We start from the raw sequence: 22,244 nt of genomic DNA, 5'->3' as shown, positions 1-22,244 counted from the left end.
TGGCTGAATTAAAAAATAATAAAATCTTAATTTAACGATGAAGCATAAAATTTTAGCAAGTCTAGTTTCTATCGAGGTTAAATTCAGTTGTTTTCTTATAATTTTCAATACATTGCTCTAAAAATTGTTAATTCCTATGAAAAATTTATTTCAGGCATACAGAATCTTATTCCTTTTTCTAGCTTTCTTTTCTATAAATATATATGCCCAAGAGCAATCATTAGCTTCTCAGAGTAGTTCTTCTCTTTCAAATACTGCTGTTGCACCTATTAAAAAATCAATAATACTGTTTACGCAAAAATCAAGTGCAACCGCCTTTAATTATGGTAAATATAAAGCAGACGGTGTTTTTTGGGGCCATATGTTATACAATGGTATTAGCTCGGACACAGCTATGAATAGTTGGGCTGCAGATGTAGAAAACCGTGTATCGAATGGGGAATATTTTTTTGGGCGTTTGGAGTTTGACTGGGGGTGGAAATGGATGATAGACTTCATGAATGACCCTGGATCATATTGGGCGAAAGACTTAAATGGGAATGACATTCTTTGGTCAGGAAATATTCATAATGGGCAAGCACATAGTTGGCAAAGTCATCATGGGCCAGAGTTTTTGGAATGGCTTAAGTATCAAGTAGATCGTATAGATTTTGCTCCGATTACGCACCTTATGATTGATTCCCAAACTTCTGCCTCCAGAACTTTACATTGGTTGGGAGGAGATTTCTCTGTACATTCCATGAATAACTTCAGAGCTTATCTAAAAGAAAAATACTCTACATCTGAGTTGAGTGCTCTTGGAATAAATGATATTGATAGTTTTAATTATCGTAATTTCTTACTTGATGAAGGTTATACGCTAAATAGTTACAAGCAACAAGCTCTTAGCATTGATGGAAATATTCCTTTATACGCCGATTTTGTATACTTTCACCGTCAAGCCTTAAATGAGGTCATGGATGAATTGTTCGAATACATTGACACAAAAAAGCCAGGAATTGCCATAGGTGCTACTACAAATCTTATTGAACCTCGTGGTTTTGTTTTTTCAAATCGACAAACCTATTTAGCTGGTGAGTTTTTTCATGATCATAACGTATCTACATCGCCTCCATTTAAACCCATGTTGCATTACAAAGCGGCAGAAGCGCTGGATAAAACCTTAATCTATTTTCCTTATCCGGGTGCATTTAGGGCATTATATGATAGAAGCGCGCCACGTCAGGCTCGCGGTTGGATAGCACAGGCTTATGCTATGGGTTCTGTATTTACCATTCCTGAAAATATATGGCTTGGTAGTGGATATCCAACATGGAGTCCGGGTTGGCAAGTCTATGGAGATTTGTATACTTTTATTCACGATAATAGCGCATTGCTCGACGATTACCAAGCTTTATCCAATGTAGGTCTTGCATATTCTGTCTACGCATCACTACTTGAATCGGGTATGGATGGCAGTAATACCGCACGACAAACATTACGGAATCTTGTAGAAGATAATATTTCATTTGATTTGAAAATTTTTGGTGATCCTGACCGCCCTCTTGCACCAACTGTTGAAGATTTAGCATTATATGATGTGATTGTTCATGATAGTGACAAACAGTATTTCACAGCTGAACAAAACGCAATTTTAACCACCGCGGGAAGTGCTACTAATGTTGTTTCAATTGATAATAGTAGTGAAATAAAACAACTTCTTTCATGGAAAATAGATGTCTTAAGGAATGATGTAGTAAGTAATAATTTAATATCTGCCTTACCAAGAATATCCTCTAAACCCGAGGCTCCATATGTGCTTCATTTACTCAACCGTAAATATAACTCTAGCGAAGATGAGGCTCAAACTCATAATAACATTTCTGTAAAAATATCTTCGGCAACATTTCCTAATACCATTACAGAAGCAACACTACACAGACCAAATAAACCTTCTATAAATTTACCTTTAGAAACAGATAATTCTGGTATGACTACCTTAACTATTGGAACTTTTGACGCTTTCTGGGGAATTATTGAACTAGGACATACAGGGTCATTATCAACTAACGAGGAGCGCTTAGCTAAACAAATAATCAATATATATCCAAACCCATCAAATGAGTTTGTAACCTTATCAGGTTTAAATGATGCAAATAATGAAGTAAGTGTTTTGGATATCTATGGAAAAGTAGTGAATAAGTTCTCTAATATTGGGAACAAAAGTGTAATTAATACGAGAAACTTGGCTTCTGGCATTTACATTATCAAAATAATGAAAGACCATACCTTAATTGGTATTAAAAAACTTATTGTGAAACATTAAATAAATTTGAACTCTAATTAAAGATCTACTGCACAACCTCCATGCCTCATGAAAAGGATTATTATATTCTAAAATTTTAAGAATATAAATAGGAAGTGGATAAGGGTGCTTTTACAATATATTAATCACCCTTTTTTCGTTCTTCTGTAATAACACGTCTTACAGGAACTGGTGCATCAATACCTTCCTCTTTTAATTTTTTAAATATTTTTAGGGCAATATCGTTATCAGTATTCAACGTATCTGAAAATGTTGTCCAATACATGAGAGAGAATTTAAGATTCCCATCGGAACCATAACCATGAAAATATGTTTTTGGTTCCGGATTGGCGCTAGTAGCCGGCTGATCCAAAGCTATTTTATTAAACAATTCTATCACTTTTTCCGGATCGGCATCAGGAGATGTTTTCATAGCTACATTACTTCTTCTGTTTCTATTAGACAGAGTCCAATTCACAACTTTTTTGGAAATTAAATCGCCGTTAGGAATAATCACTTCTGCTCCCGAATATGCCCTAATATTACTAGATCGCACCCCAATATTGGTTACCACACCCATTTCCATATCTACCTCAATAGTATCACCTATATTAATTGGACGCTCAAAGGCTAGAATCAAACCAGAAACAAAGTTGAGTACTACATTTTGCAATCCAAAACCAATACCAACACCCAAAGCTCCAATTATAAACCCGAGCTTACTTAAATCTACCCCTGCAGCAGTAAATCCTGCATAAAGCCCAATAGCAATCATTACTATTCTTAAAACCAATGAAATAGCAGGAGCTAATCCTCTTGGTAAAACATTCACCATCCATTCATCTTGAAATATCGCGGCAGCTATTTTAGATAAGATTAAAGCAATAACAAAAATACCCGCAAAAGCTAGCATCCCTCCAAGAGAAATAGTCATTTCTCCAATCTGCCACTCTAAGTCTAAAATTTCGTTATAACCGTTTAAAATATAATCGTATAATTCGAACCCCTTTAAAGTAAACACCAACCAAACAACAAACCCCATAAAATTAAACAATGGTCTGATTCTTTGGTGGGTAGCGCTTATCAGTGTGCTTAAAGTTTGAATATTTGAAGTCGTTCTAAACTTAAAGATTAGTATAAAAATACTTATGAATACTTTGGTAGACAGATACACAACAAACGCAAAAATTAAGGAAACTGTAACTGCTTTTGCTAAATAAGTAGACAAGGAGAACATGCCTATTATATTAGCGATAATTGAAATTACAAGCAATGCCATATACAAAATAGAAATCAACCTAAAAGGCTTTATAATTTGTGAAAACTTCTCAGGGTTTTCACTAACCGCTTTTCGTCCAAGGTACAAGGCTACGAGAAGTAATAAACTTGTAAAGATTGATAGGTTTCTTACCAGATTAGCTTTTATTCCAATAAAAGCTTCAAATACGCTGATAATATAAATTAAAAATAATAACCATAAAAAGATTCTTATTCTTTTGCCCGTAAGTTTTGGCAGTAATAAAACCGTTGTAAACAAAATAACAAGTACATGAAATTCGGCATAAGCTGGAACCATGGAATCATAAAAGAAAGCCGAAACCAACATACCTACCGAAAAAGTGGTCAAAATAGGGTTAACAAGAATGGTTTTAGCTTGAATTTCAATAGGATTATTTAAAGACAATATCTCTTCTTTATTCCATTTCATATTAGCCGTAATGAGAAAAGCCAGTAATAGAATAAGAAAGATCATTTGAAGAATTGCTGTTTTTTTATTTAAATGAAAAAACTCAAAAAACTGACTTTCGTTTTGTTTTACACCTTTAACAAATAATTGATAAGAAGACAGTGTTTCCGCTGCAATGCTATCTCCCAGCATAAGTTTTTCGCCTTTTTCCCAGATGGGTCGCTTATCAAAAACAAAATAATCCTTACGCCTTTGATTCTCTGCAAACTCAATATTGGAGATTTCAGAATCAATTATCAATACCAATTCTGTTATTTTTTTCTGTGTCGCAAATACATCATCTAAACGTAAATGAGCAGCTTTCAAGATATCTTCCAAAGAGGAAATAGCACGGTTAAAACTCTCTTCCAAGTCTTTAGATTCACTTCTACCAGCAAGTTCTTTTTTTGTAAGTTCCCATTTGTTTAAATCTGAAAACACATCATTGATTATATTACTAATTTCTTCAGATCGTTCATTAATAGTGCTTTGATGCTCACTTAAAACCATTTTATAATTAGTCCATTCTACTTTTCTAACCTTAAGGTCTCGAAGTGTAACATCTTCTCGTTTTAAAAACAGAGTGTCAACTAGTTTTAGTATTTCTGGAGCTTTAAGCGTGATGATAGAGTCAATTTCGAGCACGTGTTTATTCTTATCTAGAGCACCTTTAAGCTTTAATAATTCCTGGCCCAGTGCTTCAGACTCTTCTGAAATGTCTCCTAGCGCAATAGATTTTTCCGAAACCGTCGTGCTATCAATTACAGTAATAGGTTCTTGCGCGCTTATACCATAAGACACAAATAAAAGAATCAATAAAATATAATTAAATCTAACAGATAAATAGGTCATAGAAATTACTTTGAAAGCAACAAGATACTTAATTTTTTATTTCAAATACACTTGAATTTTTGCTAATAATACTAATACTCCATCTTATGGGTATTTATGTATTTGTTGAATTAAATATATAAACTAGTCCCTTCCAAGATCACTTAATTCTTTAAGAAAAATTAGCTAATTGATTTCGTAGCCAAAAAAACATTTAGGTATGGTAAACTGAAAATTGAACAAATAAATGAATTGAAAAAGTTGAAAATAAAGCGTCCTGTTAGAAACAACAAGAGAAAAAATGGGAGGAATTTATTGAACTTATTTAGAGAAGAATATGGAACCTAAGAAATTACGTCTGAATTCGATAAAAATTCCATTTAACTCAACCCCCTTTGCAAACTATATCTGCATATAGGGATTGATATTTTAAACTAAGCGTTTTCCTTTTTAATTAAATTAAGTGCAGAACCTTCCTTATACCAATCTATTTGGGATTGGTTGTAGGTATGGTTTAAGCTAATAACATCTTTACTACCATCTGCATGTACAATCTCTAATGTGAGTTGCTTTCCTGGAGCAAACTCCTTTAAATCGATAAAGTTAAAGGTATCGTCTTCTTGAATTAAATCGTAATCTGCTTCGTTTGCAAATGTTAAGCCTAGCATACCTTGCTTCTTTAGATTTGTTTCGTGAATACGTGCAAACGATTTTACGATAACCGCAGCAACGCCTAAATGTCGAGGTTGCATTGCAGCATGCTCTCTAGATGAGCCTTCGCCATAATTATGGTCGCCCACAACTATGGTTTTTATACCCGCCTGTTTATAGGCACGTTGCACATCTGGCACACCTCCATAATCTCCTGTTAACTGATTTTTAACAAAGTTTGTTTTCTGGTTGAATGCATTTACTGCCCCTATTAAGGTATTATTGGCAATATTATCTAAATGCCCTCTATAACGTAACCATGGTCCAGCCATAGAAATATGGTCAGTGGTACATTTTCCAAAAGCCTTGATTAATAATTTAGCACCAGTAATATTATCTCCTAGTGGTGTAAATGGAGTGAGTAATTGTAAACGCTCAGAATCTTCTTTTACAGTAACTTGTATATGACTTCCATCTGCTTCTGGTTCTAAATAACCGTTATCTTTTACATCAAAACCTTTTGGAGGTAATTCCCATCCTGTAGGCTCGTCAAGCATGACTTCCTCTCCGTTTTCGTTAATTAACTTATCTTTTAACGGATTAAAATCTAAACGACCTGCAATGGCAATGGCAGCAGTTAACTCTGGTGATGCTACAAAGGCATGCGTATTTGGGTTGCCATCAGCACGCTTTGCAAAGTTTCTGTTAAAAGAATGTACAATACTGTTTTTTGGTGCATTTTTAGGGTCTGAATATCTTGCCCATTGCCCAATACAGGGCCCACAAGCATTTGTAAATATTTTGGCATCCAATTTTTCAAATACTTCTAGAATACCATCCCGCTCTGCTGTATATCGCACTTGTTCAGAACCTGGGTTGATACCAAATTCTGCTCTAGTTTTTAAACCTTTATCTAAAGCTTGTTGGGCTATAGATGATGCTCTGGATAAATCTTCGTAGGATGAGTTGGTACAAGACCCAATTAACCCCCATTCTACTTTTATTGGCCAATCGTTAGCTTTCGCTTTTTCAGTCATATCTGATCCAACTTCTGTAGATAAATCTGGAGTAAATGGACCATTTAATAAGGGACCTAATTCGGATAAATTAATATCTATAACTTGATCGAAATATTGCTCTGGGTTTGCATAAACTTCTGGGTCTGCGGTTAAATGTGCTTTAACTGCATTAGCTGCTTCTGCGACATCTGCTCTATCGGTAGCTTTTAAATAGCGTTCCATAGATTCGTCGTAACCAAATGTAGACGTAGTTGCACCTATTTCTGCTCCCATATTACAAATGGTACCTTTTCCGGTACAGGACATAGCTATTGCTCCAGGTCCAAAATACTCAACAATGGCTCCAGTTCCTCCTTTTACGGTTAGAATTTCTGCGACTTTTAAAATCACATCTTTTGGTGCTGTCCAACCAGATAATTCCCCTGTTAGTCTAACACCTATTAATTTTGGGAATTTCAATTCCCAAGCCATACCAGCCATAACATCAACCGCATCCGCACCTCCTACTCCAATAGCAACCATTCCTAATCCACCAGCATTTACAGTGTGGGAGTCTGTACCAATCATCATACCTCCTGGGAATGCATAATTTTCTAAAACTACTTGGTGAATAATACCTGCTCCTGGTTTCCAAAATCCGATACCGTATTTATTGGAAACAGATTCTAAGAAATTAAAAACTTCGCTGCTTACATTATTGGCGTGCTTCAAATCTTTTGATGCACCTTCTTTGGCTTGTATCAAATGATCGCAATGTGTTGTTGTTGGTACCGCTACTTTGTGTTTTCCAGCTTGCATAAACTGCAATAATGCCATTTGTGCTGTGGCATCTTGCAAAGCAATTCTATCTGGTGCAAAATCTACATAATCTTTTCCTCTTGTAAATGCCTTATTTGGGATACCGTTCCATAAATGATTGTATAATATTTTTTCTGAAAGGGTTAAGGGTTTTCCAACTACTTCACGTGCTTTTTTGAGATTTTCTGCCATTTTGGAGTATACACCTCTTATCATTTCTATATCAAATGCCATATACTTTTATGATTTTATTGTTTTTCTTTTTTAAATGCTCTCTAAGATACGAAATAAGTAAGCTATTGAAAAATGGAAATTTAATGGTTTTATTAAGAAATCAATTACTTGACTTTGTCAGAAAAATTATCGACCTTCGTTTAACAACCAATAAAGTTCATTGAAACGGAACTTTATTTTTGCATTACAAACAATTAAAATCAAACTATAAAATGATTAAAAAGATAATTATATTACTTCTTGGATTAACTAGTTTTATGCTTATTTCTTGTACGTCAAATGATAAAGATATAGTAAATCAACAGTTGCCAAAAAAACTAATCAAATTAATCTATAATAATGGTTCTTTTACTTCTGAAACTTCTTTTATCTATGATTCCAACGATAATATTATAGAATTGAAAACCATTTCAACAGACAATGGAGAATTTCTCTCGGAAGAAATGTGTATTTTAACTTATGAGAATAACATTATTATATCTAGTTCTTGTAATAAAAACGGAAATGAATCTTCAAGTAGTAATTACGATTACATAAACTATCAACTAATAGAAACAGCTACCATATATCCACTGTCTCCACCCGATGAATATGGGAATCCTAGATTTTATGGGACCAAATATAATTATATCGAAAACGAAGTATTGAGCACTAGGTCGGTTCAAACTGATGTCAGAATTGCCCCCATTTTAGTTGATATTACCTATGATGATAACAGGAATGTCATAAATAGTTTTGTTAATTTGTTTGACGGAGGAGTCAATAGCTATACATATGATCAATCTCCTACACCTTTTGATTACTTTTCATACAACAATCGAATTATTATTAATCAATTCATTGGACAGTTTGAAAATTATGATGAAAGGTTTTCTAAAAATAATGTTACCGAATCATTGATTTCTTCTGCAGAATCAAATTTTACTATTTTTAGTACAATATCAATTGAATATGATTCTGAAAATCATCCAATCCAAAAAAGAATTGTAAAATTAAAGGATGATCAGGAGATAGATAGATACTCAATTACATACAAATATGAAGAAAGTAAAAGTTTGTAACACAGGCTATAAGCAATTGCTTATTCTCGCATGCTTATAAAATTTTAGCAAATTTTCAATATGGAGAATATTTATAACATTAAGTACTAGTAACCCACGCAACTACTCATAGCCGAAACGTTAAACGAACCCACAAAAAAGACAAAGCTTTTCAGGTTACAAACTACAAACAGCAAGTATTCGCGTTAGGGATTAAAATTAGAGAATTAATTCCAAATTACTATACTCATTCATTTTGCCTTGATGCAAAACGAACCAAAAAATCAAGTTCAAGTCGAGGTATTTTACAGTTTTTAAGAAAACTGTAAACCGATTTGATAAAGGCCGCGTCGAACGTTGTTCTCCTGCTCTCGGAGCTTTTCTGCATCTATACTGCGCCTTGACTTTCAATTCTGCGAATTAACTTAAAGGACATGACTTCTTGCTTAGGTATTGTCTTTTACGGACACACCCGCGTTAGGGATTGAGCGATTATTGGAGCTCCTCGCAGAGAGCGACTCGTGAAAGCCCGACCTGACAAAAGGAAGGTAACGCCCAACTTCTTGATACGATTATGACAAAGCTATTTGTATTTTCGAGAGATTGCCACAGTCGTGCCTCCTTCGCAATGACACTAAACAAAAAAAGTCCGAGCTATACACTCGGACTTTACTTTTATGAGATTCCCATTTTCATGGGAATGTATTTATCTTACTAATTGCTTAGTAGAAGGCTTAAATTTAGTTAAAACAATACCTTCTACCGCAGCTTCGTATTCTGCCATAGTTGGTGTTCTTCCTAAAATTGTAGATAACACAACTACTGGTGTTGATGATAATAAAGATTCTCCTTTTTTCTCTCCAGAATCTTTTACAACTCTTCCTTGGAATAAACGTGTAGATGTTGCCATTACCGTATCCCCTGGTTCCGCTTTTTCTTGGTTACCCATACATAGGTTACACCCTGGGCGCTCTAGGTACAACATGTTCTCATATTTAGTACGTGCCAACCCTTTTGGTGCGCTATCGTCAAACTCGAAACCTGAGTACTTTTGTAACACTTCCCAATCGCCTTCTTCTTTTAACTCATCTACAATATTATAAGTTGGAGGTGCAACAACTAAAGGTGCTTTAAATTCTACCTTACCTTGTTGCGCTTCAATGTTCTTTAACATTTGCGCTAATATCTTCATATCGCCTTTATGCACCATACATGATCCTACGAAACCTAAATCTACTTTTTTAGTGCCTCCGTAGTAAGATAATGGACGGATCGTATCATGCGTGTAACGTTTAGAAACATCGTCGTTATTTACATCTGGATCTGCAATCATTGGTTCAGCAATTTCATCTAAATCAATAATGACTTCTGCATGATATTTAGCGTCTGCATCTGGTCTTAACGATGGTTTAATACCTGTTTTAAGTTCTGTTATTCTAGTTTCTGCTTTTTCTACTAAACCTTTAAGTACTTGCTTCTCGTTATCCATACCCTTATCAATCATGATCTGGATACGTCCTTTTGCAATCTCTAAAGATTCAATTAAAGTTTCATCTTCTGAAATACAGATTGAGGCTTTCGCTTTCATTTCTGCTGTCCAGTCTGTAAATGTGAAGGCTTGATCTGCTGTTAACGTACCAATATGTACCTCGATTACACGACCTTGGAATACGTTTTCTCCTCCAAATTGCTTTAACATTTGCTGTTGTGTGGCATGCACTACATCACGGAAATCCATGTAGGGCTTCATTTCACCTTTAAAGGTTACTTTTACCGATTCTGGGATTGGCATTGAGGCTTCACCTGTTGCTAGTGCTAAGGCTACTGTTCCTGAATCTGCTCCAAAAGCAACACCTTTAGACATACGTGTATGTGAATCTCCACCAATAATGATGTCCCAATCTCCAACAGTAATATCATTAAGTACTTTATGGATAACATCTGTCATTGGGAAATATTTCCCTTTTGGATCACGACCGGTAATTAAACCAAAATCGTTCATAAACTGCATTAACCTTGGAATGTTAGCTTTAGATTTATCATCCCAAACAGAAGCGGTATGACAACCCGATTGGTATGCACCATCTACAATTGGAGAAATAACAGTTGCAGCCATCATCTCTAATTCTTGAGACGTCATTAACCCCGTAGTATCTTGAGATCCTACAATGTTTACCTCTGCACGAACGTAAGAACCAGCATGTAACGTTGCTCCTGAAGTTCCTACTGCATTTTTATTGAATATTTTTTCTACTGCTGTTAAACCTTGTCCTTCTATAGATACTTCTTTTGAAGCAGCATATACTTGAGGTACTTCTATACCTAATACTTTAGCAGCAAATGTTTGTAGTTTTTTACCGAAAACAACAGCGTAAGAACCTCCTGCTTTCATAAACTCCATTTTTTGTGGTGTAAATGCTGCAGAAATATCTTTTAATTCTGTATCTCCGTTATATAATTTTTTCTCTTTTGTATTAATTGTAAGCACTGTTCCAGTGGCTACAGAATATTCTTCTTTTAATACTGGTTCTCCATCTTCATCTCGGATTGTTTTTCCGTCGGCATCTTTTTGAATAACCCAATTTTTAAGATCTAAACCAATACCACCTGTTACTCCAACTGTTGTTAAGAAAATTGGTGCTATACCGTTTGTACCTGCAATTACTGGTGCAATATTGATAAATGGTACATAAGGACTTGAAGAAATACCTGTCCATAATGCCACGTTATTTACACCTGACATTCTTGAAGACCCAACTCCCATGGTTCCTTTTTCTGCAATTAACATCACACGCTTATCTGGATGTTGCTCCTTTAACGCTAATACTTCTTTTTGCATGTCTTTGTTATGCTCAAAAATACACTGACCATGAAGTTCACGATCTGATCTCGAGTGTGCATCACCACCTGGAGATAATAAATCTGTAGAGATATCACCAACACCAGCAATGTATGTTACTACCTCAATTTCTTCGTCTATCTCTGGTAATTTTGTAAAGAATTCTGCTTGCGCGTAACTCTCTATAATATCTTTTGCAATAGCACTTCCTGCTTTAAAAGCCTCTTCTAAACGTTCTGTATCTGCTTCGTATAAGAATACTTGCGTTTTTAAAACTTTGGCAGCCTCTTTAGCTATTTCTACATCTGTTCCTAGAGCTAAATCTAATAACACCTCAACTGAAGGACCTCCCTTCATATGCGATAGTTGTTCGAAAGCAAAAGCAGGTGTTATTTCTTTAACTATTGATTCTCCTAAAATAATCTCTTTTAAAAACTTAGCTTTAACACCAGCAGCACTCGTGGTTCCGGGTAAAACATTATAGATAAAAAAGTTAAGAGATGCTTCTCTATGCTCATTATCTAAATCTTTAATTTGTTCGATGATAGCACTTAATAAATCAGCACCATCAATTGGCTTTGGGTGTAAGCCTAGAGCCTTTCTTTCTTCGATTTCTTTTAGGTAATCGTTATAGTTCATATAAAGAATATTTTCAATGTTAAATGCCTTGAAAAGTAATGTGACCATTGCTTTTTCAAAGCGACGCAAATTACGAAATTAATACAAAGTTCTAAAAATAAAAACGGTAATAGAGATTCGGGCTATGCGAAATTATTATAGTAGCATAATAATTAAATATGATTAGAATTTCAGCAGTAAAATTCTAGTAAAAATGAAGATTTAATAAGAAACAGTGTTAATTTTTTTTACTCTTTACAATTCTAAACTAGTTTTAATAATAATTAAGATGAAAATAAATTAGACTTCTTAAAATTTAAAACAGACTATTAATTATTTGAGTCTCTGTAATACCTTCAGCTTCGGCTTTGTAATTTTTTATTATTCTATGCCTTAAAATACCTTCAGCTACAGCTTGTACATCTTCAATATCAGGAGAAAACTTCCCATGAATCGCTGCATGCGTTTTGGCTGCCAAAATTAAGTTTTGTGATGCTCTTGGACCTGCTCCCCAATCTACATAGGTTTTAACCAAATCAGCTGCCGAATTCGAATTTGTTCTTGTTTTTCCTACTATAGAAACCGCATACTCGATAACATTATCTGCTACTGGAATACGACGAATTAAGTGCTGAATATCGACTATCTCTTGAGCCGAAAATAAGGCATTTACGGTTGCCGGAACATCATTTGTAGTCGCCTTAACAACCTCAACTTCTTCATTAAATGTTGGATAATCCAAATTTATAGCAAACATAAACCTGTCCAATTGGGCCTCTGGCAGTGGGTATGTCCCTTCTTGCTCTATTGGGTTTTGAGTTGCTAAAACAAAATATGGCAAATCCAATTTATAATGATGCCCCGCAACTGTTACAGCCCGCTCCTGCATGGCTTCAAGTAAAGCTGCTTGTGTTTTTGGAGGTGTTCTATTAATCTCATCGGCTAAGATTATATTTGAAAAAACCGGTCCTTTTATAAATTTAAAGTGGCGATCTTCATCTAGTATTTCGCTACCTAATATATCGCTAGGCATTAAATCTGGAGTAAACTGGATACGCTTAAAATCAAGCCCTAAAGCTTGAGCAATTGTATTTACCATCAAGGTTTTGGCTAATCCTGGCACACCTATTAATAACGAATGTCCTCCTGAGAAAATAGAAATTAAAATTTGAGTAACGACCTCATCTTGACCAATAATAACCTTAGCTATCTCAGTCTTTAGGTCATTAAATTGCTTGACAAATTTTTCAATAGCAGTGACATCAGACATACTTTCTACTTTTTTAACCAATTACCAGAAAACTTACAGTTTCTAAATTCTCCACTAATTTTTACGTAAGTGTCAACAATATGTGTTTCTTGCCACTCTTCAATAGCCTTAATTTTCTTTTCTTCTAGAGCCAATTGTTTTATTTTTAAGTAATCGCGTGCATAATCTGCTTTATGCTCATCAACTCTATCAGAAACTTTTAATATTTTGAATTTAACATTTCTTGACCGGTCTTCCTCTCTTAAAACCAAGCTCACTTCACCATCTTTTAAATTTTGAATTTGCGCATACAATTCCGGATCCATCCTTGTTAATTCAAAATTATAATCTTGCGTTGTTGGGTTAATAAGCTGCCCTCCATCATTTCTAGTTTCTTTTTCATCACTTGCTTCACGAGCTGCATCTGGAAATGAAATAATACTATCTACAATTTTCTTTCTTACATCTTCCAACCTTTCTTTAGCTTCTGCTAATGCTTCGCTAGATACTTTAGGTGTTAATAATATATGGGCTACATCATATTCTTGTCCTCTTATTTTTTCCAGAGTTATTATGTGATAACCAAAATCTGTCTTAAATGGTTCAGATATTTCTCCTTCCTGTAATGCAAAAGCAACTTCTCTAAACTCCTTTACCATTTGGGGTTTCTTTCTATTAAGAGTATACTTTCCACCTCTACTTGCAGATCCTGGATCTTCAGAATACAAAACAGCCTTAGATCTAAAACTTGCACCATTTTCAATAATATCAGCCTTAAATTGCTTTAAACGATCTATTACCTGTTGTTTTTCTTCTTCTGAAATTTTAGGTTCAGCTACTATTTGTGCCACCTTTAGTTCTGTTCCAAAAGTTGGTCTTTCATCTTCTGGTATTCTATTAAAAAATGTTCTAACTTCTTCTGGAGTAATTTCAATTTCTTCAACAATGGCAGCTTGCATTCTTTGCGCTAACATATTTGCCTTATTGATTTCAAACATTTCTTCTCTAAAGCTTTGTTCATCTTCTTTGTCATAAACAGCCAAAAGCTTTTCCATGGAACCATTCGTTTGTTGCAAGAATTGTTGAATTTGATAGTCTACATTATTCCTAATCTCAGCATCTGAAACGATAATACTATCTTGAATCGCATGGTGCGCGTATAATTTATCTTCTAGAAGTTTTCCAAACAACTCACAAGTTTCAATTTTATCCGTATCAACACCTTGCGCTTTAAGTTGAAGATATGTTTTATCTATATCAGAATCTAAAACTATGTAATCTCCTATAACCGCTGCAACTCCATCTACTTTTATGGCATTTTTGGTTTTTACGGTATCAACTTTTTTATAAACTTCTTCAACAACCTCAACCTCATCTTCAATTATTTCTTGAGTGTATCCTAGATTTACAAAAAGTAAAGTCATACACAAACCCAGTGTACATTTAAAATTAATTATATATCTCAAATTGTTTATTTTTAATAGCATCTTTAGTGATATCTTTTTCTAATTTTTTTATTAGCTCTAGTTTTCGTTTGTTAATGACTATTTGATTAATAGTAGGTTTAACATACTCTAATGGCGCAGTATCGTTTCGTAATAGAACATCATTTATTTGCATCAAATATACTCCTAATGAATCTTTGAGTTGTACAAAATTAGATTTTTTTAACAGTTGTTTTTTGTTTTCAGGAGTTACCGATGGAATTTTCTTAATAACGTGGCTTAATTTAATCCAAATCGAATCATTAAGTGAGTAGGATTTGAACTGAATAGATATGGAATCTAATATTCTTTTATCTTCATTATCATAGCGTTCGAAACGCTTTTTAACGTTTTTATAATCTATAATATTTTCTTCAACATGAATATATCTAAACTTTATGAGCTCTTCATTTAGTTTAAAGACTTCTTTGTTATTCTCATAATAAATTTCAGCCTCTTGAGCCGTTACTACAGTGTCTATACTGCGCTTTACAAGAGCCTCCATATATGCCTTAGTATATAAGTCCTTCTTATATTGATTCACTAACCTGTTGAAGGTTTCTTGCTTCTTATCACTTAAATTAAGTAGTGCACCATCAATTAATAGTTGTTGTGTAGCCCATTTGTTAATGAAATTTTGAACAATTAAAGTGCTATCTGCCTTAGAGGCTTCATTAGGCACTAAGTTTTTAATATCATCTTCAAATAAATAGGTTTCGTTGACTCTTGCCACTGGATTTTCATCATGAGATTTATTTAAATAATCACATGAAAAAACCAATAAAACAAACAACAATAAGACAATCCTGATTTGCAAAATATTTATTTAAGTTGATCTTTTACTTTATTATAAACTGTATCGTTAATTTCAATTTTATATTTTAATTTTAATTCATCAATCCACTTTTCTTCTTTATAAGTTTGATAATCACTTATAACCCCTCCTCTGGCTTCTTCCAATGTTTTCTGAAGACTAGGTAAAACTTCTTTAACCTGGACTAAAACAAAAGCTTCATTATGCTTGTATATTTTAGAAATCCCCTCTTTAAATTCAAAGCTTTTTGGTAGTACTTGATGATTAGCCTCCATAATATCTGTTGTAAAGATAACCTCAATTTTATCATTACTATTCACAAGAGATTTAATTTGGTCTACTGCCATGCCCTCGTTAAGTAACTTAGCAACCTTTTTCAACGTTTTTTGCTTTACTGATGTAGCAACTACAGCATCAATTCTTTCTGGTAAAACATAATCTTCTTTATGCGAATCGTAATATTCTTGAATACCTAAAGAGTCAGACTCCGAAGCATTCCAAATGGTATTCTCCATAAGTTCGAATAACAATAACCCATCTCTATATTCGCTAACAATATTGGCAAATTCCTCGTTCTCGTTTTCCAAATTAGCTTCTTGATATTCTATTAAGCGTTGCCCTAAAAAATCGGCATACTTTTGAGCCACCAAAGCCTTATAAGGCATTTTTTGCCTTGAACTACGCATGGTTTTAATCATATAGTCTCCAAAATCTTGATAAAGTACCTCGGTACCCTCCATATTTAATAATGATGTGTTTCCCATAAATTCATTTGGTAAACTCCATGAGTTTTTAAAATAGTCATCATTTAAAATGGACTCAAAGTAGACTAATGCTGGTTGTTCATCAGAAATATTATACTTTTTCTTTAGCTTATCTATAAGCGCTTGATCAATTAGTTTCGACCTGCTATCGCGTTTTACCTTACCAATCAATTCAGCCTTCATCGCATCGAAATCTGGCACTGGTACCTTAGCATATAATTTAACAATGTGCCATCCAAAATCAGTCTTAAATGGTTCTGAAACCTGACCTAGACTATCTAAACCAAAAGCAACATCTTCAAATTCTTTAACCCTTAATTGTCCTCTACTAAGTAAAGGTAGCTTACCTCCTTTTGGTGCTGAGTTTTTATCATCAGAAAATTGTTTTGCTAAAGCTTCAAAATTTTCTCCTTGATTTAGTTTCTTATAAATATCTTGAATTCTTATTTCTGGTTTTTCAGAAAGTGTATCCTTTTCTTTCTTCATTGCCATAATATGGGCTACATCAACCTGTCCTTCAGATTTTCTTCTATCTAAAACTTTTAAAATATGATACCCAAAACGTGTTCTAAATGGCATTGAAATTTCACCAACCTCAGTATTATAAGCTACAGTTTCAAAGCGATATACCATTTTAAACCCATTAAAATAGCCTAGCTTTTCACCAAAAATAGTGGTTCCATTATGTACCTCTTCTCTAACTTTATCAAACCCTTCTTTCAGGGCTCTCTCTCTTAACTTAATGATATCATTATATGCAACAAGTGTATCTTCTGGAGTAGCTGTTTCAGAAATTTTTACTAAAATATGATTGGCTCTTACCTCATAAGAAATTCTTTCATAAGCTTCCTCTACTAAAGCATCGGTAACTTGCGAGTCGGACATATAATTCTTTGCCAATTGCTTTTTGTAATCTTCCAATTCTTTTAAATAAGACGCTTTTTCATTTAAACCAAGACTTCTTGCTTCTTTCAGCTTTAGTTTATAACTCGTAAATAGCTTTAAATACTCGTCCACATTCTTTTGAGAATCATCTTGCACCAAATCGAGATTCTTATTATAAACTCTAATAAATTCGGAAGCATAGACAGGTTCATCTGCGACAGTAAAAAGGACTTCCTCTTCAGTAGATTGCGCATTTAAAATAAACACAAACAAAGCAAAAAATAAAGTAAATAAGTATTTCAATTTCATGGAGTCTTAAATTTTTGAATAGTTACAAAAATAGAAATATAAACCTATATTGCAAGCCGTTTTACAAACGATTAAAAAAACTAAATATTACCTCTTTTCAATTATATTTGAATATATATAAATAACATAGTTTCTATTAGAATATTACCCTAAACGTATGTGCAAATTAAAACTTATTTGGGATTTCCATGGGCCGAACTCCAGCAAGATTGCAGAACACCATGAAATTCATTTGAAAGAATATATTCAACTAGAGAATTTAGATATCACCCTTACGGGGTATCACGATTTAAGCGACATGCATTCTATCGCTTTTTTGGTAATTGATGAAAAAGACATGAAACCGGTTAGAGACGCTTTAAAGCCGCATAGAGGACAGGTCTACGCCCCTTAATTTATTATAGTTTCTCTAATTATATATTGGCCCACCAATTCAATAACTAAGTTTGCATTAACATGGTTATTTAGTATTTAAGTTTCTTCTCTTTTTTCCAGGCGCCAATAATTAAGTTAAAATTTCTACTTTAAACCACCTCTAAAACACTAGTTCTATTAAATTTTTTGAGTTGGTTTGATACGAATTCCATTCCCATTCGTCTGATTAATATAAAATAATTGAAAAAAAATGCAATGGATTTGAAAATGTCCGTCTTTATAAATGAAGGGCTAGTCAAATAAGCTTTTTAAATGAATTCGAAATCAGATAATAATAAAAAATTAAAAGATTTTTTTGATAAGGAATATTATTCGCTGAAAGGATATGTTGGCTCAAAATTGAAAGAAAGCATTAACCGTGACGCTGAAGATATTATTCAAGATGTAGCTTTAAAACTTTTTACTGGGGCTGATAGATATTCACCAATAAATAATGTTGCGGGATTTGTTTATCATGCTTTAAAAAATAAAATTATTGATGTTATGAGGGTGAGTAAAAAACAGCCCATTTCTCATGAAAATCAAAATGAAATAAAACTGACAGAATTTGCTCAATTGGTTCATAGCAACTCAGATGATGATTATACCGAACAAATGAAGATGGAATTAAAAAAAGCTATTATAAACCTTAAACCTGACTATAAAGACATTATTATAGCTATAGATTTTGAAGGTTACACGTACAAAGAAATAGCTTTTGAAACTGGTATACCTGTAGGCACATTAATGTCTAGAAGACATAGAGCTATTTCGCAGCTCTTTAAAAAATTGAAAACAAAAAAAGAAATTATTAATTAATACAAAAAAACATGTCAAATTACTTTAAACATAAAATGCGAGGAAAATCAATTGGAGAAATAATTGGTATGGTCATATTTGGGGGTATTTTTATTACTGGTCTAGTCATTCTTTTTGGCTTCGTTATTATGTGGCTTTGGAACTGGTTAATGCCAGAAATATTTGGTTTAACCTCTCTTAATTATTGGCAAGCCGTTGGTCTGTTTATTTTACTTAAAATTTTAGTAGGTGGTTGTGGAGGCTTTAGCGGCAGCAAAAATTCATCTAAAAGAAGTGACTGCAAAAGTAGTGGTAAAGGAGATTTTTCGAAATGGAAACACTATGATCAATTCTGGAAAGAACAAGGCAATAAAGCATACGAAGAATATATTGAACAACTAAATAACCAAAACAGTAATAATGATTAGCCCTTTTTATTCTCATTACAAACTCCGTTCGAAATTGTTTATTTTAAAAACAAATATTTGTGATGCGGACAAAGTAAATGTATTGAAACCATTTTTAGACAATCATGTAGATATTATTAAATGGAACATAGACATTGAAGATGTGGATAATGTATTAAAAATAGAAACCACAAAGAGTTTAAGCGAGATTGTTATTATAAAACAAGTAAAAGCTTTTGGTTTTACTTGTGATGTTTTAGAAGACTAGTTTTCAAAAAACCTTAATGTTTTTTAGGGTATTGCGTTTTAATGTTTCTAATCAACTCCTCTAAACCATTAATTTTCAACTCATAAACCTGCTCTAGCATATCACCTAGTTTTCCTTTAGGAAATCCTTTGCTATGATACCAAACCACATAATACTCGGGCAAGTCTATAAGGTATCGATCTTTATATTTTCCAAAAGGCATTTTAGTATGCGCCAAATCAATTAAAAACTTCTTATCAGGCTGAACCATATGTTAATTAACAGATTTAAATTCTGAAAGGTTGTTAAGTTCCTCCTCTACCGATATTTTCCATTTTACTTGAGACTCACTATTTATCGAGAAATTGGTTTCATTATCATAGGCTTTTTGAAAAGCCTTTAACTCTTTCAGTATATTCAAGTGTATTTTTTTTAGATCCTTGCCAATATGGTTTGATATGCTTAACTTACTAATGCGCTTTCTAAATTTTCGTGCAAACAATTCGGTAATATCAAAATGCAATTGTTCATGACTTAAAACATGAGCATCAGCCAAATTTGGTTTATACCAAGATTTATCGGGGTAAAAAAGGGCTTGAACATTTGAAGTATAACTCACAACTTGTTTATCTTCTGTCTGACTAATTGAAAATTCAAACGTTATTCCAGATGCCGTTATAGCCACAGCACTTTCATGAAGGTTTGGCTTAGCTAAAAAATCCTTCCATGATAACTTATTGGATTCATTCCAAGACAAGGTAGGTTCATCTTGTTGAAGACTAAAAAAACAGCAAACAATAATTAAAAATCTTATCACAAAAATTCATTAATAATATAAAAACGATCTACTATTAAGCTTATTGTTTTACCTCAACAATAGATAAATCTTCATACTTTAATAAGTAAACGGTATTATTATAATATCCGCCAGCTAAGTTTTTTTTATATGCAAACTTATTCTCCACGTACTCTGTAAGTGGGGCATTATTAACCGACATATAAATGCCATTTGAAGACACCAAGCGCAAAACAGTATCCATTGTCAAATCGAACCCTTTAACGGCTCTTTTGTTAGGTGTAATATTATAAAGTTTGGTGTATTTTTTAACAAAACTATTATTATCAAGCTCACTATATTCTTTTGATACAGCTGGAAAGTGAAAATTAAGTATTGATAAATGCGTATTATTTATTTGATCTCCTTGAAATGCCCCGTTTATTTGTGTAGTGACCAATGTAATTTCAATAGCTTCTTGTTTTAATTCTTTGTCTTCTTCCCGTATTAAAGAAGCCAAAATACTAGTTACATTTGAAACAAAACCTGCATCTTGAGTTTCAAGAAACACTACGTTTTTACCTGGTTTCAAAACCTTTTCTATATCGTCTTTTGTTACAAAAAACTCATCCTCCCCATCTTTATTTTTACGAGATTTAACTTGACTAGCCAGATTAAACTCTTTTTTAATCTCATCGGAAACTTTCACATTTTCAGTATCAGAAACAATAAGAATATTGCTAATAGAATCAGCTTTTACAAAATTTACAATTTTTTCTTTTAACAAATCATTTGACGGTCTTGATTGAAATACATTTTCGTGAAGCTCTAACTTCGTACCTATTGGGGAAACTACAGGTACATTTTTCATACGCAATTCTGAAGCCACTTTATCAAAACATGATGTTGTTAACGGACCTATTACAGCATCAACTTCCTCAAAACTATTAGTATTCAAAATATCCGAAACTTCACTCACTTGATATCTGGTATCATATACATCAACTTTCAAAGAAATACCTAACTTTTTTAAAGAATCAATTGCCACCAATACACCTGAATAAAAATCTAAAGATGCATTTAAATAAGGGTCATTTTTAATACTTCGTTTTGCATCAGAAATAGAATCAAAATCCACACGGTTTAATCTGAAAGGTAACATTACTGCAATATGCTTACTATTGTCCAAAGAAATACTATCGATTAAATTTACAGATTTCAAATTTTCTTCCGATAATCCAGCAATCTCTTCAGAAAAAGGGATTTTCAAAATCATTCCAGATTTTAATCCGGTTTCCTTTAAATCTGGATTTAGGGTTTCTAATTCTGATTGTTCTAATCCTAGTTTTAGTTTTAATCTATAAAACCCTTCCTTAGGTAAAACTTTATAATAACTGTATTTTTCATCAAACTTGTTTTGATTTTCAGCTTCAAGATTTGGAACATTAATCACCTCACCTTCTTTAAGAACATCGGCCATTTCAGGATTTAAAAACTCAAGTTCTTGAACAGTTATACCATATTTATATGCAATTCGCCATTTTCCCTCTTTTGGTTGTACCGTATATTCGGTGGTAGATTTAACTTCCTCAACGACCTCAATTATTTCAAATATTGGAATTTGAAGCTTATCGCCTTTTCGCAAAGGATTAGAATATAGAAATTTATTGTACTTTTTTATATCTTCTTCAGAAACATTATAGAGTTTTGATAAACTATAAAGGGTTTGCCTCTTTTTTGTTTTATGCGGTTTAAACCCCTTTAACTCTTTAGTTACTGTAACTTTAGGTTTATTTGCCTTCAAAATTGGAATAATCAACACCGTATTAGGCTTCAATCCGTTTTTTGTATCCGGATTGTATTCATAAATATCCAAAGGTGTTAAATAATAAAGCTTAGAAATACCTTCAATAGTTTCTCCTTGTTTTACTTGGTGCGAACTAAAATTCTGTGCTTGTATAGTATTAAAACTAAATACAAGAATTAAGGCTAATACTAATAAAAATCTATTCATATAATGTTATTATCTACTAGATATAAAAATAATAAAACGCAATT

At 33.1% G+C, this 22,244-nt stretch carries 16 protein-coding genes; 6 read left to right on the top strand and 10 right to left on the bottom strand.

Annotated elements, in window-relative coordinates; genetic code table 11:
• Positions 1–136 precede the first annotated feature (136 nt).
• On the top strand, positions 137–2,305 hold the full coding sequence (locus tag Q0857_RS07195; protein WP_298533383.1) for a T9SS type A sorting domain-containing protein: 2,169 nt from the start codon (positions 137–139) through the stop codon (positions 2,303–2,305).
• A gap of 121 nt (positions 2,306–2,426) precedes the next feature.
• Here the strand turns inward: Q0857_RS07195 and Q0857_RS07190 are convergent, their stop codons facing one another.
• On the bottom strand, positions 2,427–4,862 hold the full coding sequence (locus Q0857_RS07190) for a mechanosensitive ion channel domain-containing protein (RefSeq protein WP_298533382.1): 2,436 nt from the start codon (positions 4,860–4,862) through the stop codon (positions 2,427–2,429).
• A 413-nt stretch (positions 4,863–5,275) separates the two neighbouring features.
• Positions 5,276–7,543, bottom strand: a complete 2,268-nt coding sequence (locus Q0857_RS07185; RefSeq protein WP_298533381.1) for an aconitate hydratase — start codon at positions 7,541–7,543, stop codon at positions 5,276–5,278.
• Between the two features lie 212 nt (positions 7,544–7,755).
• On the opposite strand from Q0857_RS07185, the gene Q0857_RS07180 reads away from it, so the two are divergent.
• The gene (locus Q0857_RS07180; protein WP_298533380.1) at positions 7,756–8,604 is read left to right on the top strand and encodes a hypothetical protein; all 849 of its coding nucleotides are present in this window, start codon (positions 7,756–7,758) and stop codon (positions 8,602–8,604) included.
• Between the two features lie 685 nt (positions 8,605–9,289).
• Here the strand turns inward: Q0857_RS07180 and Q0857_RS07175 are convergent.
• The 5 genes from Q0857_RS07175 to Q0857_RS07155 form a co-directional block, all read right to left on the bottom strand.
• Positions 9,290–12,061, bottom strand: coding sequence for a bifunctional aconitate hydratase 2/2-methylisocitrate dehydratase (locus Q0857_RS07175; protein WP_298533379.1), 2,772 nt, complete (start codon positions 12,059–12,061; stop codon positions 9,290–9,292).
• A gap of 295 nt (positions 12,062–12,356) precedes the next feature.
• Positions 12,357–13,310 carry a MoxR family ATPase gene (locus tag Q0857_RS07170; RefSeq protein ID WP_298533377.1) on the bottom strand — a complete coding sequence of 318 codons (954 nt, stop codon included), beginning with the start codon at positions 13,308–13,310 and terminating at the stop codon, positions 12,357–12,359.
• A 5-nt stretch (positions 13,311–13,315) separates the two neighbouring features.
• Positions 13,316–14,776, bottom strand: a complete 1,461-nt coding sequence (locus tag Q0857_RS07165; RefSeq protein WP_298533376.1) for a peptidylprolyl isomerase — start codon at positions 14,774–14,776, stop codon at positions 13,316–13,318.
• Positions 14,739–15,590 (bottom strand): peptidyl-prolyl cis-trans isomerase, encoded by an 852-nt coding sequence (locus Q0857_RS07160; protein ID WP_298533375.1) that lies wholly within the window; start codon positions 15,588–15,590, stop codon positions 14,739–14,741. Before Q0857_RS07160 ends, Q0857_RS07165 begins: the two co-directional genes overlap by 38 nt.
• 5 nt (positions 15,591–15,595) lie before the next feature.
• Positions 15,596–17,545: a peptidylprolyl isomerase gene (locus Q0857_RS07155; protein WP_298533374.1), complete on the bottom strand. Its 1,950-nt coding sequence runs from the start codon at positions 17,543–17,545 to the stop codon at positions 15,596–15,598.
• A 157-nt stretch (positions 17,546–17,702) separates the two neighbouring features.
• On the opposite strand from Q0857_RS07155, the gene Q0857_RS07150 reads away from it, so the two are divergent.
• The 4 genes from Q0857_RS07150 (at position 17,703) to Q0857_RS07135 (ending at position 19,432) form a co-directional block, all read left to right on the top strand.
• Positions 17,703–17,939: a hypothetical protein gene (locus Q0857_RS07150; protein WP_298533373.1), complete on the top strand. Its 237-nt coding sequence runs from the start codon at positions 17,703–17,705 to the stop codon at positions 17,937–17,939.
• 293 nt (positions 17,940–18,232) lie between these two features.
• On the top strand, positions 18,233–18,778 hold the full coding sequence (locus Q0857_RS07145) for an RNA polymerase sigma factor (RefSeq protein WP_298533371.1): 546 nt from the start codon (positions 18,233–18,235) through the stop codon (positions 18,776–18,778).
• Positions 18,779–18,789: 11 nt separating this feature from the next.
• Positions 18,790–19,185 carry a hypothetical protein gene (locus Q0857_RS07140; protein ID WP_298533370.1) on the top strand — a complete coding sequence of 132 codons (396 nt, stop codon included), beginning with the start codon at positions 18,790–18,792 and terminating at the stop codon, positions 19,183–19,185.
• Positions 19,178–19,432, top strand: a complete 255-nt coding sequence (locus Q0857_RS07135) for a hypothetical protein (protein WP_298533369.1) — start codon at positions 19,178–19,180, stop codon at positions 19,430–19,432. The genes Q0857_RS07140 and Q0857_RS07135 overlap by 8 nt, the downstream gene beginning before the upstream one ends.
• Positions 19,433–19,445: 13 nt before the next feature.
• Here Q0857_RS07135 and Q0857_RS07130 read toward each other — a convergent pair whose 3' ends face one another.
• The 3 genes from Q0857_RS07130 to Q0857_RS07120 are packed head-to-tail and all read right to left on the bottom strand — an operon-like array spanning position 19,446 to position 22,200.
• The gene (locus tag Q0857_RS07130) at positions 19,446–19,682 is read right to left on the bottom strand and encodes a DUF3820 family protein (protein ID WP_298533368.1); all 237 of its coding nucleotides are present in this window, start codon (positions 19,680–19,682) and stop codon (positions 19,446–19,448) included.
• A gap of 3 nt (positions 19,683–19,685) precedes the next feature.
• Entirely contained in the window at positions 19,686–20,228 is a 543-nt protein-coding gene (locus tag Q0857_RS07125) for a DUF922 domain-containing protein (RefSeq protein ID WP_298533366.1), read from the bottom strand.
• Positions 20,229–20,268: 40 nt separating this feature from the next.
• Entirely contained in the window at positions 20,269–22,200 is a 1,932-nt protein-coding gene (locus Q0857_RS07120) for a LysM peptidoglycan-binding domain-containing protein (protein ID WP_298533365.1), read from the bottom strand.
• Positions 22,201–22,244 lie beyond the last annotated feature (44 nt).

It is taken from the genome of uncultured Algibacter sp. (assembly GCF_947495925.1).
Classification (GTDB): Bacteria; Bacteroidota; Bacteroidia; order Flavobacteriales; family Flavobacteriaceae; genus Algibacter_E.
The sequence above is the reverse complement of the archived record's forward strand: the minus strand, read 5'-3'. Positions and strand labels throughout refer to the sequence as shown.